Here is a 15,221-nt window from a genome sequence, read left to right on the forward strand (position 1 = left end):
GCTTACCCATGCCAGACAGTTTGCCCATCGAACCCCAAGTCGGAACCATCTTTGTAGAAGATATGGAAGTGGGCATGTCCCGCGCGATTTCCAAAACCATCGGCGACCGTGAAATCGCGATGTTTGCGGAACTCAGCACAGACCACAATCCGGTTCACCTGAACGACGCTTATGCAAAAGACACGATGTTCGGTGGCCGGATCGCCCACGGCATGCTCTCCGCCTCGCTGATTTCTGCTGTGATCGGAGAACAACTGCCCGGACACGGCACAATCTATATGAAGCAGGATCTGAAATTCACGGCCCCCGTGCGCCCGGATGCCAATGTGACCGCTACAGTCACTGTTGCTGCAATTGACGCTGCAAAACGGCGTGTAACCCTTGAATGTGTCTGCACAGTCGGCGATACGGTTGTTCTGAAAGGTGAAGCGCTGGTTCTCGCGCCGAGCCGCACCCAGACGTAACGGGCAAAGGCCCGTCCAAGGCCATATGCAAAGACATCAGACTTTCCGCGATCTGCCCGAAACCGCCAAAGGCGCCTCTGTTGCCATGGGCAACTTCGACGGGGTTCATCTTGGCCACCAGTCAGTGCTGGCACTCGCCCGTGCCGCGGCTGCCGAAATTGGCGCGCCTCTGGGGGTTGTGACGTTCGAACCCCACCCCCGCCGCCTGTTCCAGCCCGATGCACCGGCCTTTCGCCTGATGTCCGCACAAACCCGCGCCAACAGGTTTGAAAAACTGGGTCTCGACCACCTGTATGAGATTCCGTTCAACAAGGAACTGGCCGCCCTCCCCGCCGAAGTCTTCGTGACAGACGTGCTGGTAAAGGGCCTCGGGATCAAACATCTGGTGGTCGGCGCCGACTTCCGTTTTGGCAAGGGCCGCAGCGGCGATGTGGACCTGCTGGCCGAGATGGGCAAGACCCACGGCTTTGGCACCACAATCGCACCACTGGTGAATGATGCACAGGGGGATTATTCCTCCACCGCGATCCGCGCCGCCCTCTCCGAAGGCCGCCCGCAGGATGCAACACGGATGCTGGGCCACTGGCACCGCATCGAAGGCGTTGTGGAGAAAGGCTTCCAGCGGGGCCGTGACCTCGGCTTCCCGACTGCCAACATCCCGCTCACAGACCTGCATTTACCCAAATACGGCGTCTATGCGGTGCTGGTGGATGTGCTCGACGGGCCGCACAAGGGCCACTACCACGGGGCGGCCTCGCTCGGCGATAGACCCACATTTGCCGACAATGACATCCCCAATCTCGAAGTCTACCTGTTCGACTTCAAAGGCGATCTTTATGGTGCGACCCTATCGACGGCACTAGTAGAATTCCTGCGCCCCGAACTGAAGTTCGACAGCCTCGAAGATCTGATCACCGCCATGGAAGCCGACTGCCTAAAAGCCCGCGAAATTCTGGCAGCCCACAGCTGAACGGCTTCAATGTTCCCAAAATACTCAAATCCCTACGCTTTCAACAAAGCAACCACATCCGCATAAGTCTCCAGAGCCTCCACCCCGTTTGGCCGCAGCGAATAGACACCGCGCTCCACGCGCTCGAACCAGCCGTAGTGATCCGATTGCAGGATCGCCGCAGCCTTGACCACGCCCAATTCCTTACGCGCCACCGCCGGTTTGACCGTTCCCGCCACAGACAGATGCAGCGCCAGACGCAGGGCATCCTGCCGGTAAGCAGTAATGATCTTGCGCTTGCTTTGCCCACCGGTATTGGGGTCCCCCACACGGTTCTGGAATTCCTTCAGCAGCAGTTCCCGCCGCCGCCTCATCTTGCGCGGCGCATATGGCCCCGGGTCCACATGCACAAGAACCGTCCCGTTGCGAATGCTCATCAACCCCAGTCCCAGACGCCGGCACAGGCGCACCGCATCTTTCACCTGCCCCCGCCAGCGGGCTGTTTTCCCCGCAGGCACCGCCACATAAACCGCATCGGTGATTGCCTGCCGGTCCACCCCCTGCATCAACAGGGCAAGGGAAAGCTGTAACTTCAACTCTACCACGACGGGGTCTTCATCGCCGCGCACCGCCACCACATCGCAGTCCCGCACCTCGGCTTTCACCTCATAGCCCTGCCCTTCCAGAAAGGCTTTGACTGGTTCGTAGAGATCGGTTTCCCGCATCAACTGCTCCGTTTTTTCTGTTTACCCTAGACAATCCGGCACAACGGCTCAAGAACAGGGCTATGAGCGAACACATCAAACGGGGCCAACTGGCCAAGAATTTCTGGCGCACCACCGATCTTGCCGACATGAGCAAGGCCGAATGGGAAGCGCTGTGCGACGGCTGTGGCAAATGCTGCCTGCTGAAACTGGAAGACGAAGACAGCGGCGATCTGGCCTATACCAACATTGCCTGCCGCCTGTTCGACGACAAAACCTGTTCCTGTGGCAACTACCCCTTGCGCAAACAAATGGTCGCGGGCTGCGTTGTTCTGACCCCCGAAAACATCGAACGCAACGCCCACTGGATGCCAAGCACCTGCGCCTACCGCCTGCTCCACGAAGGCAAACGCCTGCCCCCGTGGCACCCGCTGCTGACAGGCGATCCGGCCAGCACGGCGCAAAGCGGCAATTCGGTTGCAGGCCAAACAGTGCCCGAATATGACGTAGAGGAAGAGGATTACGAAGACTATATCGTGGAAGGGTTCCAATAATGTATTTCGCATCAGACAACGCCGCCCCCGCCGCCCCCGAGGTGATGGAGGCTCTGGCCAAGGCCAATGAAGGTTATGCCAGCTCCTACGGCAATGACGAAATCATGGACCGCGTCACCACCCGCATCCGCGACATCTTCGAAGCACCGGAAGCCGCAGTCTATCTGGTCTCAACCGGCACCACCGCCAACGCCTTGTCCCTGTCGGTTCTGGCCCAGCCCTGGCAGACCGTATTCTGCCACCGCCATTCCCATATCGAAGAAGACGAATGCGGCGCACCGGAGTTTTTTACCGGCGGCGCAAAACTGACCCTGCTTGACGGTGCAGATGCCAAAATTGACGCCGCCCAGTTCCGCAGCCGCGCCGAAAGCACTGGCGTGCTTGGCGTGCACAACATCCAGCGCGGCGCGCTGTCGATCACCAATGTCACCGAAATGGGTACAGTTTACACGGTGGACGAAATCTCCCGCCTGTGCAGCACCGCTAAGGAACTCGGCATCGGCACCCACCTCGACGGGGCCCGCTTTACCAACGCGCTGGTCGCGCTTGGCTGCACCCCTGCGGAAATGACATGGAAGGCCGGAATTGATGTGGTCTCCTTTGGCGGCACGAAAAACGGACTGATGGGCGTGGAGGCAGTGATCATCTTTGATCCCGCCAAGGCCTGGGAATTCGAGCTGCGCCGCAAACGGGGCGGCCACCTGTTTTCCAAACACCGTTACCTGTCCGCCCAGATGGAGGCTTATCTGACGGATGATCTCTGGCTGAAACTCGCCAGACAAGCCAACGCTGCCGCTGCACGGCTGGAGGCAGGCCTGACCCGTATCAACAGCTTTGAACTGCTCCACCCCCGTCAGGCCAACATGCTGTTCTGCGGCATGACCCGCGCCGCCCACGAGCGGGCCCAAGCAGGCGGTGCCATCTACCACCCCTGGCCGGGCAACCACCCCGCCACCGGCCCGTCCGATGAAATCCTGACCTGCCGCCTAGTTTGTAGCTGGTCCACCACCGATGCAGAAATCGACGAATTTATCTCGCTGGTGCAGGGCTAGACCGGCCCGACCTGACGACTCTTTCGGGCTCTTTTTGGGAAAAATATCCGCGCCGCAGGCGTCCCTCCCGTTTGGGAGGGACCGATCCGTCACATGGCCCAGAATGCGCGCATCCGTTTTGCACAATCCGCTGCGTGGGTAATCGGTAGCATATGCCCCGACCCTTCCAGCACATCCAATGCACCGTCTGGCAGCGTGTTTGAAATCACCTTGGTTATGGCAGACATAACTTCGGGGCTGTCACCACCGCGCATCACCAGTGTCGGACAGGCGATGTTTTCCAGTTCCGGCAATCGCATCCGGATGTCGCTGTCGTCAATAATCGCCTGATGCTGGGCAGGGATCACCCACATCCTCTCGGACATGGCTGTGCGTGCCACTTCGGGCAGACGTTCCCATTCGCCGGGCAGTCCCCAGCGGGTCAGGAACAATTCCGCCGCCTTCAACATATCACCTTGTTCTACGGCATCGTTAAAGGCACTTTCCTCGGCCTGCATCCTGTCATAAGCCGGATGCCCCGCATCCCGAAGCAGACCGAAATAAACCGGTTCGAACAATACCAAGGAGCGCACCAGATCCGGACGTAGCGCCGCCAGACGCAGCGCTACTGTCGCACCAAAGGAATGTCCCACCAGATCCTGCGGTCCACCCGACTGTTCGATCAGCCCGATACAGGCCTCAACGCATTGGGTCTGGTAATCCCGCGTGGTATCGGGCATCGGGGATTTCCCCTGTCCCGGAAGATCCACTGCCACCATCGTCATCTCTTTGCTGAAATGCTCCATCAACGGGAGCAGGCTTTTGCCCGATGACAGAGAGCAATGGATGAACAGGGATTTGCGCGGCCCCTGCCCTGCGGTTCTGGTAAAACATTCCGGCACGATTATTTTCCTAGTTCTGACAGGTAATCGTCCAGATAGCTCAGACGATCTTGACCCCAGAACACTTGATCGCCCACAACGTAGCTGGGTGCACCAAAGACGTTGCGTTGCAGCGCTTCTTCGGTGTTTTTCTCAAAAGTCTGCGCCCCGCTCAGCAGGCCGGAGTCTGCCAGTTTCGGGTCAAAGCCAGCTTTCTCCAGACACGCGCGTATCACAGAGTCCTCGGCTACGTCTTTTTCCTCGGCCCAGCAAGCGCGCAGGAAGCTGTGACACAGGCCGCCCAGATCACCGCCACCCGCATCCTGCGCCGCGATCAACGCATAACAGCTTGGGGCGGGGTTGGTGGGGAAATGGGCCGGTTTCAGGTTGATCGGCATGTCATTGCGCTTGGCGATCCGTGCCAGTTCCTGCAAGCGGTAGGCCTGCCGCGCGGGGTGACGTTGTGCCGGAGGCGTACCGCCGGTCTGCTCGAACACCTGCATCAGATTGAACGGTTTGTAAGTAATCGTCGCGCCATGTTTGCGTGCAACTTCTTCCAGACCGGTGCCAGCGAGATAGGCAAAGGGGGACAAGGTGATTGTGAAATAGTCGATATGGGCCATAATGCTACGTCCTTTGAGTCATTTAACCCTGCTTAGCCCGCCATATTCCCTATGCAAACCCCTGATGCTTTGCTATGGCCTCGCCTAACAGAACTGTTACGTAACGCTTGTCTGTAACGTCCAATCCGCTGCTAGGGACCCTCTGCCATGAAATCCATTATCGAGCCGAAACTGATCGCCGGCAATTCCAACAAAACCCTTTCCGAAGCGATTGCACGGCGTATGTCCATGCACCGCGGCAAAGCGGTCAAGCCGGTTGATGCCCGTATCGAACGTTTTAACGATCAGGAAATCTTTGTAGAGGTTTATGACAACGTGCGCGGCGAGGATATGTTCATTATCCAGTCCACTTCCAATCCGGCCAATGACAACCTGATGGAACTGCTCATCATCTCTGATGCGCTGCGCCGGTCTTCGGCAGACCGGATCACAGCTGTGATTCCCTATTTCGGCTATGCCCGTCAGGACCGCCGCACCAAAGCCCGCACACCGATTTCCGCCAAACTGGTCGCAAATCTAATCGCGGAAGCAGGGATTGAACGGGTTTTGACAATGGACCTGCACGCCACACAGATTCAGGGCTTCTTTGATATTCCGGTGGACAACCTCTATGCAGCCCCCGTCTTTGCACTGGATGTGAAGCATAACTTCGGTGACCTGTCCGATGTCATGGTGATTTCACCCGATGTGGGCGGTGTGGCCCGCGCCCGCGAACTGGCGAAACGGATCGGCGCACCGCTGGCGATCGTGGACAAGCGCCGCAATGCACCGGGCGAAGTAGCAGAAATGACTGTGATCGGGGATGTCACCGACAAAAAATGTATCATCGTGGACGACATCTGCGACACGGCCGGAACCCTGTGCAAGGCCGCTGACACATTGATCGAAATGGGCGCGAAAGAGGTCCACTCATACATCACGCACGGTGTTCTTTCCGGTCCGGCGGTAGAGCGGATTACCAATTCTTCGATGAAACAACTGGTGATTACAGACAGCATCGAGGCGACACCGGCTGTTGCTGCTTGCGATAAAATCCGCATTGTCCCAACCGCGCCAATGCTGGCACAGGCGATTATGAACATTTCCAACGGCACCAGCGTTTCCTCCCTGTTCGACGAAGAAACGCTCGGCCCGATCTACGACGGCCACTACAAATAGAAGAATAGCATCACGTCAAAAGGGCCGGCCTGCGGAGGTAAACGCAGTCCGGCCCTTTTTCGTTCAGGGGAGCCTTAGCTGCGCCAGAACGGTTTACTCGCTTCGAGGTAGACCTGATCAAAATTCAGGCCGATGTCCTCCAGACGGTGACTTTCCATATTTCGCAGAATCGCCCGCGCCTGCTTTCGTTCCTTCCAGACCAGCACCAGATGTGCCAGCTTCAGGGCGAGCCCTGCTGTGAAAGGGATGGTTGCGCGCGAACAGAGATCCTCTGCCAGCGCGATGTGACTTGCGTGTGCTTGTGGCATATCGCGCTCCATAATTTGTGTTGATACAATTTGTACATCTGGTACAATATACCGATACAATCACACGCGAGCTAACGCTAGGGAAACATTGTAATGGGTACAATTTGGCCACCGGACCTTGAAAACACCAACGGCCCCAAATATCTCGCCGTCGTCCACGCCCTGCGCGAAGCCATTGCTGCCGGAGAACTGGAACCCGGCTGCAAGTTACCGACGGTTCGGGATCTCGCTTGGGATCTGAAAATCACACCGGGCACTGTCGCCCGTGCCTACCGGCGCGCCACCGATGACGGGCTGCTTGATGCTGCTGTCGGGCGGGGCACTTTTGTTGCACAAGCCCGTAACGCGGGTCGCACGCCGCCAAGGGATTCGCTGCATCTTGGATCACCGGACGAAACCATGGACCTGCGGGGCACCAAATCCCCCGAGCTCGGGCAGGACGGGATCATCCGCGCGGCGCTAAAAAAGATCGCTGCAAAGGGTGTTCACGATCTGGCGGATTACCCTGACCCCGAACGTGCTGACGGCGCTGCACAGGCTGTGACCGGCTGGCTGGCCCATGCGGGTGTTCACCCTGATGCTGCGGATGTAACGATCACCTACGGTGCGCAGAATGCCATGCTGATTGCGCTGCAAACCGTACTTTCCGGCCCCTCCCCCGTGATTGTCTGCGACGAACTGGTTTTTCCCGGCTTGCGGCACGCAGCCTATATGCTGCGCGCAGGTATCGTTTCAGTCGAACGGGACGCAGAGGGCATCATCCCCGAGGATCTGGAACAGACCTGCCGGAAGCACGGACCGCAGGTTCTCGTTAGCTCTTTTTCCGTTCACAGCCCGACAACCCAGACCACCAGCCTGAAACGCCGCGTAGCCCTGTCCCGCATCGCCGCAAAGTACGATATGAAGATCATTGACGACGATGCCTTCGGGATTGCCACCACGGATATTCCAAGCATGTACAGTATTGCCCCCGAACGGGTCTGGCATATTGGCGCGCTCTCCAAATCTGTCGCGACGGGGTTGCGGATCGGGTATCTGGTGTCTCCCCCCGGTCAGGGAGAGGCCGCCCGCGCCACGGTGCTATCCAATTGCTACGGGGTTTCCCAGATCATCTGCGACCTTGCGGAAGAGCTGATCACCAGCGGACAGGCGGCCCTGATCCGCACGCGGATGTTACAATTTATTGAACGCCGTGCACGAATGGCTGCGAATATTCTGGGCCACTGGCATCTGGACTGGAGCCCCACTGTCCCCTTTGTATGGCTGAACATGCCTTCAGGCTGGCGGGCTTCATCCTTGCAACGGGCTTGCGAGATGAAGAATATCCTGATCCGCCCCGCAGACGAATTTGCCCTGTTTGACGGCAAAGCCCCGAACGCGGCGCGGATTACCTTTGGCGCGAAACTGACCGATCAGGAATTCCAAAGTGCGCTGGAGACCATAGATTCGATACTGGAAACGCCGCCATCAATGAATATGGCTTGAAGGCCGCCAATCTGCCGTCCTAACTGCCGTAGTCGATGTCCCAGTCCTCATCGCCCTTGACCTCTCCGATCGCCATCCACGCAGCTGTGGCCCGCGCTATGCGGGTGTCGCCCCATGTGCGAAGGACGGCATCAAAGCCGGTCTCGGTGATATTCTCGGCCACCGTAACGGTGCGATGGTTGGCACCTGTGTGCAGGTCCAGAAGTTGAAGCGAAATGAAAACTGCAGGAACGGTTTTGAACGGTTCGGAGAACTCCACCGGCATCCAGCGTTCCCGGTCGCCCTGTCCCGACCACATCTCGCCGTCGTCTTCAAAATCCGAGAAGAGTTGCACCGAGCCCTGATCTATTCCGGTTACCGACGAATAAAGTTTTTTCATATCGCGCTTCATACTAATTTCATCGCGAAGCCTAAAACAACAAAACCCCGCGTCAAGGGCGGGGTTTAGCTATTGTTTTAGGCGACAGTTTGTCAGGATTTAGATCAAATCCAGCAAAGCCCGTGTATCAGAGATACGCTTGTTCGCCACGTCCAGATCAGGGCCGGACACGTTTTTCGCAGCTGCTTCGGCATCCGCGATCAGACCGTTTACGAAATCGGCAGATGCTTCGGCCTTGGGCACAGCCTGTTCCGCCAACACAGATGTCGCTGTCGGAGAGACTTCGACGAACCCACCGGTCACGATGTATTCGCTGACATCCGAACCTGCTTTGACCGTCAAAACACCGGGGCGCAGTGTCGTCAGCACAGGAGAGTGATCGGCCATGGCAGTGAAGTCACCTTCGGAACCAGGGATTTGAACCTCGGATGCTTCAAGCGAGGCCAGCTTGCGTTCTGGGGAAACCAGATCGAATTGCATGGTAGCCATTTGGAACCAATCCTTTGTTTAAAGCGTCTGACCGGAGCTGTTCCGGTCAGACGGGTTTCGCATAGCCTTAAGCAGCAGCGGCTGCCAGCTTCTCGGCTTTGGCTTTCACTTCGTCGATGCCGCCAACCATGTAGAAGGCTGCTTCCGGAAGGTGGTCGTACTCACCTGCAACAACCGCCTTAAAGGACGCGATTGTGTCTTCCAGAGGAACCTGAACACCGTCGGAACCCGTGAACACTTTCGCCACGTCAAACGGTTGGGACAGGAAGCGCTCGATCTTACGGGCACGGGCCACAGCCAGTTTGTCGTCTTCGGACAGTTCGTCCATCCCGAGGATGGCGATGATGTCTTGCAGCGACTTGTAGCGTTGCAGAACCTGCTGAACGTCGGTTGCTACCTTGTAGTGCTCTTCCCCGATGATCAGCGGATCAAGCAGACGGGAGGTCGAACCCAGCGGGTCCACAGCAGGATAGATCCCTTTTTCCGAAATCGAGCGGTCCAGAACGGTTGTCGCATCGAGGTGGGCAAAGGATGTCGCAGGCGCAGGGTCGGTAAGGTCATCCGCAGGCACGTAAACCGCTTGCACAGATGTAATCGAACCGGACTTGGTGGATGTGATCCGTTCCTGCATGGCACCCATGTCGGTGGCCAGTGTCGGCTGGTAGCCCACAGCGGAAGGAATACGACCCAGAAGCGCGGACACCTCGGAACCGGCCTGTGTGAAGCGGAAGATGTTGTCCACGAAGAACAGAACGTCTGCACCGGTTTCATCACGGAACTGCTCGGCCAGTGTCAGACCGGACAGAGCAACACGCATACGGGCCCCTGGAGGCTCGTTCATCTGACCGTAAACCAGCGCGATTTTGGATTTCTCCATATCGTCAGGAACGATAACGCCGGATTCGATCATCTCGTGGTAGAGGTCGTTCCCTTCACGGGTCCGCTCACCAACGCCCGCGAATACGGACAGACCGGAGTGCACTTTCGCGATGTTGTTGATCAGTTCCATAATCAGAACGGTTTTACCAACACCCGCACCACCGAACAGACCGATCTTACCACCTTTTGTGTAAGGCGCCAGAAGGTCCACAACCTTGATCCCTGTTACAAGGATTTCGGATTCTGTAGACTGCTCGTTGAATTCAGGAGCAGGCTGGTGGATCGCGCGGGTAGTTTCCGCGTCAACCGGACCTTTTTCGTCCACTGGTTCACCCACAACGTTCAGGATGCGGCCCAGTGTTTTTGTTCCAACCGGAACCATGATCGGACCACCGGTGTCGGTGACGGCCTGACCGCGCACCAGACCTTCGGTCGCGTCCATCGCAACGGTCCGTACAGTGTTTTCACCCAGATGCTGCGCAACTTCCAGCACCAGTTTGTTGCCGTTGTTGTCTACAGTCAGAGCGTTCAGGATCTCTGGCAGGTTGTCTTCGAACTGAACGTCAACAACCGCCCCGATCACCTGCGTAATTTTACCTACAGCGTTCGCCATAATATGTTTCTCCGTTCTTAGAGCGCTTCAGCGCCCGAGATAATCTCGATCAGTTCGTTCGTAATCGCGGCTTGGCGGCTACGGTTGTACTGAATTGTCAGTTTGTCGATCATTTCGCCTGCATTGCGCGTCGCGTTGTCCATAGCGGACATCCGTGCGCCCTGCTCTGATGCGGCATTCTCCAACAATGCGGCGAACACCGATGTTGTCAGAGCACGTGGCAGCAGATCGGCGAGGATTTCCTCCTTGCCGGGTTCATAATCGTAAAACGGTGCCTCGGCTTGCTCGTCGGCTTCGAACTTGGCTGGGATCAACTGCAAGGCGGTCGGGATTTGTGCAATCACCGACTTGAACTCGCTATAGTAGATCGTCGCCACGTCGAATTCACCGGCATTGAAACGGGCCATGACGTCGTTGGCGATGTCCTGGGCATTGCTGTACCCCAGACGTTTCACCTCTGACATATCGACGTGGTCGATCATGTGTTTCGCAAATTCCCGTCTCATCTGCTCGCGGCCTTTTTTGCCAACGGTCAGAATTTTAACGGTTTTACCGGCAGCCAGCAGCTTTTCAGCGTCAACACGGGCTTTTTTAGCAATCGACGAGTTAAACCCACCGCACAACCCCCGCTCGGAGGTTGCAACGATCAGCAAATGCACATCGTCTTTACCAGTGCCTGCCAGCAGCTTCGGTGCGCTCTCAGAGCCCGCCGAAGCGCCAGCCAGATTACCCATCACTACGTTCATGCGATCCGCAAAAGGGCGGGCCGCTTCGGCAGCTTCCTGGGCGCGTCGCAGCTTTGCAGCTGCGACCATCTGCATGGCCTTGGTGATCTTCCGAGTGCCTTTGACACTCTCGATCCGCATTTTTAGGTCTTTAAGGCTTGCCATCAAGCAAACTCCTTGTTCCTAAGGGCCAATGTTTAAGCGAAGTCTTTAGCAAAGGCTTCGACGGCGGCTTTCACTTTTTCTTCTGCGTCGCCTTTGATCTTCGGGTCTTCTTTCGCAATGAAGTCCAGAACATCTTTGGCAGTACCGCGCATGTGCGCCAGCAGACCGGCTTCAAAACGACCAACATCGCTTACGGCGATTTTGTCGAGATAGCCGTTTGTACCTGCGTACAGAACAACAACCTGCTCGGCGTTTGTCAGCGGAGAGTACTGAGGCTGCTTCAGCAGTTCGGTCAGGCGGGCACCACGGTTCAGCAGGGCCTGTGTAGACGCGTCCAGATCGGAGCCGAACTGCGCAAAGGCAGCCATTTCGCGATACTGGGCCAGTTCCAGCTTGATCGAACCCGCAACAGATTTCATCGCGTTTGTTTGTGCGGAGGACCCAACACGGGAAACGGACAGACCTGTGTTCAGCGCAGGACGGATGCCTTGGTAGAACAGTTCGGTTTCAAGGAAGATCTGACCGTCGGTGATGGAGATCACGTTAGTCGGAATAAACGCAGAAACGTCGCCGCCTTGGGTTTCGATAACAGGCAGAGCTGTCAGGGAGCCGGAACCGTTTTCTTCGTTCATCTTCGCAGAGCGCTCCAGCAGACGGGAGTGCAGGTAGAAAACGTCACCCGGGTAAGCTTCACGTCCTGGTGGACGACGCAGAAGCAGGGACATCTGACGATAGGCCACGGCTTGTTTTGTAAGGTCATCATAGATCATCAGACCGTGCATTCCGTTTTCACGGAAGTATTCACCCATGGACGTCGCAGCATAAGGTGCGAGGAACTGCATAGGCGCAGGGTCGGACGCAGTCGCAGCAACAACGATGGAGTATTCAATCGCGCCTGTTTCTTCCAGCTTTTTCACCAGCTGGGCAACAGTGGAACGCTTTTGGCCGATCGCAACGTAGATACAGAACAGTTTTTCTGAATCGTCTTTTGCAGCGTCGTTGTAGGACTTCTGGTTCAGCATGGTATCCAGCGCGATGGCTGTCTTACCTGTCTGACGGTCACCAATGATCAGTTCGCGCTGGCCACGGCCAACCGGGATCAGAGCATCAACGGACTTCAGACCTGTGAGCATGGGCTCGTGAACCGATTTACGCGGGATAATGCCCGGCGCTTTAACTTCGGCTTGTGCACGACGGGTCGCATTGATCGGACCCTTGCCGTCGATCGGGTTGCCCAGACCGTCTACAACGCGGCCCAGCAGCTCGGGGCCAACCGGAACGTCCACGATAGAGTTCGTCCGTTTAACAACGTCGCCCTCTTTAATGTCGCGGTCGGAACCGAAGATAACAACACCAACGTTGTCACTTTCCAGGTTCAGCGCCATCCCGCGGATACCGCCGGGGAATTCAACCATCTCACCAGCCTGAACATTGTCCAGCCCGTGTACACGCGCGATACCATCACCCACGGACAGAACACGGCCAACTTCGGCCACTTCGGCTTCTTCGCCAAAGCTCTTGATCTGGTCCTTGAGGATCGCAGAGATTTCTGCAGCTTGGATACCCATTATCCGACCTCTTTCATTGCATTTTGAAGATTGGAGAGCTTGGATTTGATCGACGAGTCAATCATCTTCGAGCCCACTTTAACGATCAAACCGCCGATGAGGCTTTCATCAACGGTCACATTCACTTTTACATCCTTGCCCACAGACGCCTTCAGCGTCTTGGTCAGCTTTTCTTCCTGTGCTTTGGTCAGCTTTTTGGCAGCTGTTACCTCTGCGCTGACTTCGCCTTTCTCTTCGGCGATCATACCTTTTACGGTATCAATCAACGCTGGCAGCACGAACAGGCGACGCTTTTGCGCCATCAGGCCGAGCGTGTTCGCTACAGTTGAAGTCAGTTTCATTTTCTTGCCAATGGCGGCAACCGCAGCGGCCATCTCGTCACGTGTATAGACGGGGTTGGAGATCAGCTCGACAAAATCGGTGCTTTCCTCCAACGCTGCTGTCAACGCATCAAGATCTTTTTCCAAAGCGGGGAGTTCATTGGCCTCTTTGGCCAGCTCAAAGACAGCAGTGGCATAGCGCACGGCGATCCCTGACGATATCGAACCTTTGTCAGACACGAAAACCCTTCCGATTTTGTCTTGCCACCGCTCATCGGCGACATCAGATTTGCACAAGTCAGAGGCAAGCGAATGCCTGCCTCTTCAAATCAGCGCGGTGATAGCAAAGGTATCCCCGTCGCGCAACTAAGCATTACGCAGGGCTTATCAAGGAATATCACTTACTTTCAAACACTTACCAAAAAACGCGACAATCTGCGCCCGTTTAGGCGCATTTTTTTTGGTCCCGAAATGTCGATTCCGGAGGAAATCAGTCGCAATTTCGTCGAATCCCGATTGTGAATTCCCGTTTCAAGGCCGTCGGCCGCGACAATCGGGACACCGGAGTTCAGGATATGGGCCTCTTTGCGGCAATGTCAAACCGGCAAAAACACGAAGGGCGGCCCGTTTCCGGCACCGCCCCGTCAGATGTGAGTTCAGTCGCCATTTTCAGGAAGGCGCAGGCATCCGCTGCGGGCGGATCATAGCTGCACTGACGCCCAGCGCCAGCACACCGCAAAGCGCTATCGCCGCGACCATTGGCAGGGCAGTTCCGTCAAAAAACGGGCCGACAACTGTTACCATCAGACCGCCGATCAGCATTTGCAACATGCCGCCAAGACTGGAGGCCAGACCGGCAATCTCTCCGTGCTCTTCCAGAGCGAGAACCATCGTTGTCGGAATCACCAACCCAAGGAAGGCATTGGCGCAGAACAGCATCGCAACCAGCACGTAGAGATTCACCAAACCGGCCAGCCCGAGCGCAAGCAGGAACAAGGTTGATCCGGCAAATCCCAGAACAGCCATGCGCACCACCCGCACCATGCCAAACTTCTCGCCGATCGGGGCCGCCATCTGGGAGGCGCCGAAAAAGCCGATAGCATTAACGGCAAAGGCCAGACTGAAACCGATAGGCGACAGGCCGAATTCGCCGGTGTAAACAAAAGAGCCGCTGGCAATAAAAACAAAAAAGGAAGCCATTCCAAAGGCCCCGACCAGTGTCAGCGCCATGAACCCGCGATCCGTCAGTAGGGTTTTGCATCCACGGATCAGGTTTGCCCCGTTGACTGCTACGCGGTTGTCAGACGGCAGGGTCTCCGGCAGCGCGAACCGCGCCATCGACAGGCTTGCCAACGCGGCAACCACAAAGACTGCGAACAAGGCCCGCCAATCGGCGATCAACAACAGTAAGCTGCCTGCCAGAGGCGCCAGCATGGGTGACACGCTGATCACCAGCATGATCATCGCCATCAGACGCGTGCCGTCATTGCCAGTGTAAAGGTCGCGCACAATCGCGCGGGGCAGCACCATAACAACCGCCGCGCCCAGTCCCTGCACAAAACGAAAGGCAGTCAGCCATCCGATTGTCGGCGCCCATAGACACCCGAGCGAGCCAAGCACAAAAACCGCCAGCCCGACATAGATCGGCAGCTTGCGGCCAACCTGATCGGACCAAGGCCCGTAAACCAGTTGCGACAGGCCGAAAGCAAGAAAGAAGGCTGTAATCGTCCCCTGAACAGAGGCGACCGAAGCATTCAGGTCTGCCGCAATCTGCGGCAGGGCGGGAAGATACATATCAATTGCAAATGGCCCGACAGCGGACATCAGGCCAAGAATAAGAGCGATACGAAACATTGAGTTAATCCATAAACAGTTTGATTGCCTCCGCCTACAATGGCGGGGACGGCCTTGCCAAGCCGTGTTCGG

General features: G+C 56.9%; 17 protein-coding genes. 6 read left to right on the forward strand and 11 right to left on the reverse strand.

Annotated features, from left to right (window positions below; all coding sequences use genetic code 11):
- The first annotated feature begins 8 nt into the window (after positions 1–8).
- Together C0U40_RS10350 and C0U40_RS10355 are read left to right on the forward strand one after the other, a co-directional pair.
- Entirely contained in the window at positions 9–464 is a 456-nt protein-coding gene (locus tag C0U40_RS10350) for a MaoC family dehydratase (protein WP_101655695.1), read from the forward strand.
- 25 nt (positions 465–489) lie between these two features.
- Positions 490–1,434, forward strand: coding sequence for a bifunctional riboflavin kinase/FAD synthetase (locus tag C0U40_RS10355; RefSeq protein WP_101655696.1), 945 nt, complete (start codon positions 490–492; stop codon positions 1,432–1,434).
- Positions 1,435–1,466: 32 nt separating this feature from the next.
- Here the strand turns inward: C0U40_RS10355 and C0U40_RS10360 are convergent, their stop codons facing one another.
- Positions 1,467–2,138, reverse strand: a complete 672-nt coding sequence (locus C0U40_RS10360; protein WP_101655697.1) for a DUF2161 domain-containing phosphodiesterase — start codon at positions 2,136–2,138, stop codon at positions 1,467–1,469.
- A gap of 62 nt (positions 2,139–2,200) precedes the next feature.
- On the opposite strand from C0U40_RS10360, the gene C0U40_RS10365 reads away from it, so the two are divergent.
- Positions 2,201–2,671 (forward strand): YcgN family cysteine cluster protein, encoded by a 471-nt coding sequence (locus tag C0U40_RS10365; RefSeq protein WP_101655698.1) that lies wholly within the window; start codon positions 2,201–2,203, stop codon positions 2,669–2,671.
- Complete coding sequence (locus tag C0U40_RS10370; protein ID WP_101655699.1) at positions 2,671–3,723, forward strand: threonine aldolase family protein; 1,053 nt, start codon at positions 2,671–2,673, stop codon at positions 3,721–3,723. Before C0U40_RS10365 ends, C0U40_RS10370 begins: the two co-directional genes overlap by 1 nt.
- An 89-nt stretch (positions 3,724–3,812) precedes the next feature.
- Here the strand turns inward: C0U40_RS10370 and C0U40_RS10375 are convergent, their stop codons facing one another.
- On the reverse strand, positions 3,813–4,604 hold the full coding sequence (locus C0U40_RS10375; protein WP_101655700.1) for an alpha/beta fold hydrolase: 792 nt from the start codon (positions 4,602–4,604) through the stop codon (positions 3,813–3,815).
- A 2-nt stretch (positions 4,605–4,606) separates the two neighbouring features.
- Positions 4,607–5,206 (reverse strand): 2-hydroxychromene-2-carboxylate isomerase, encoded by a 600-nt coding sequence (locus C0U40_RS10380; RefSeq protein ID WP_101655701.1) that lies wholly within the window; start codon positions 5,204–5,206, stop codon positions 4,607–4,609.
- A gap of 147 nt (positions 5,207–5,353) precedes the next feature.
- Between C0U40_RS10380 and C0U40_RS10385 the strand changes: the two genes are divergently transcribed.
- Positions 5,354–6,364 carry a ribose-phosphate pyrophosphokinase gene (locus C0U40_RS10385; RefSeq protein ID WP_101655702.1) on the forward strand — a complete coding sequence of 337 codons (1,011 nt, stop codon included), beginning with the start codon at positions 5,354–5,356 and terminating at the stop codon, positions 6,362–6,364.
- 74 nt (positions 6,365–6,438) lie between these two features.
- Here C0U40_RS10385 and C0U40_RS10390 read toward each other — a convergent pair whose 3' ends face one another.
- Positions 6,439–6,672 carry a DUF1127 domain-containing protein gene (locus C0U40_RS10390; RefSeq protein WP_180957670.1) on the reverse strand — a complete coding sequence of 78 codons (234 nt, stop codon included), beginning with the start codon at positions 6,670–6,672 and terminating at the stop codon, positions 6,439–6,441.
- 93 nt (positions 6,673–6,765) lie between these two features.
- Between C0U40_RS10390 and C0U40_RS10395 the strand changes: the two genes are divergently transcribed.
- A complete protein-coding gene (locus C0U40_RS10395) occupies positions 6,766–8,157 on the forward strand; it encodes a PLP-dependent aminotransferase family protein (protein ID WP_101655704.1) in 1,392 nt (463 codons plus the stop codon).
- 19 nt (positions 8,158–8,176) lie between these two features.
- Here the strand turns inward: C0U40_RS10395 and C0U40_RS10400 are convergent, their stop codons facing one another.
- The 7 genes from C0U40_RS10400 to C0U40_RS10430 all read right to left on the reverse strand — a co-directional run bounded on the left by C0U40_RS10400 (position 8,177) and on the right by C0U40_RS10430 (position 15,149).
- Complete coding sequence (locus C0U40_RS10400; RefSeq protein WP_101655783.1) at positions 8,177–8,536, reverse strand: H-type lectin domain-containing protein; 360 nt, start codon at positions 8,534–8,536, stop codon at positions 8,177–8,179.
- A gap of 99 nt (positions 8,537–8,635) precedes the next feature.
- Positions 8,636–9,025, reverse strand: coding sequence for an ATP synthase F1 subunit epsilon (gene atpC, locus C0U40_RS10405; RefSeq protein WP_101655705.1), 390 nt, complete (start codon positions 9,023–9,025; stop codon positions 8,636–8,638).
- Positions 9,026–9,092: 67 nt separating this feature from the next.
- A complete protein-coding gene (gene atpD / locus C0U40_RS10410; protein ID WP_101655706.1) occupies positions 9,093–10,517 on the reverse strand; it encodes a F0F1 ATP synthase subunit beta in 1,425 nt (474 codons plus the stop codon).
- A gap of 17 nt (positions 10,518–10,534) precedes the next feature.
- The gene (locus C0U40_RS10415) at positions 10,535–11,407 is read right to left on the reverse strand and encodes a F0F1 ATP synthase subunit gamma (RefSeq protein WP_101655707.1); all 873 of its coding nucleotides are present in this window, start codon (positions 11,405–11,407) and stop codon (positions 10,535–10,537) included.
- Between the two features lie 32 nt (positions 11,408–11,439).
- Complete coding sequence (atpA, locus tag C0U40_RS10420; RefSeq protein ID WP_101655708.1) at positions 11,440–12,975, reverse strand: F0F1 ATP synthase subunit alpha; 1,536 nt, start codon at positions 12,973–12,975, stop codon at positions 11,440–11,442.
- Entirely contained in the window at positions 12,975–13,535 is a 561-nt protein-coding gene (locus tag C0U40_RS10425) for a F0F1 ATP synthase subunit delta (RefSeq protein ID WP_101655784.1), read from the reverse strand. The genes atpA and C0U40_RS10425 overlap by 1 nt, the downstream gene beginning before the upstream one ends.
- 429 nt (positions 13,536–13,964) lie before the next feature.
- On the reverse strand, positions 13,965–15,149 hold the full coding sequence (locus C0U40_RS10430; RefSeq protein WP_101655709.1) for a multidrug effflux MFS transporter: 1,185 nt from the start codon (positions 15,147–15,149) through the stop codon (positions 13,965–13,967).
- Positions 15,150–15,221 lie beyond the last annotated feature (72 nt).

Source organism: Neptunicoccus cionae (assembly GCF_002860325.1).
In the GTDB taxonomy this organism is placed as follows: Bacteria; Pseudomonadota; Alphaproteobacteria; order Rhodobacterales; family Rhodobacteraceae; genus Amylibacter; species Amylibacter lutimaris.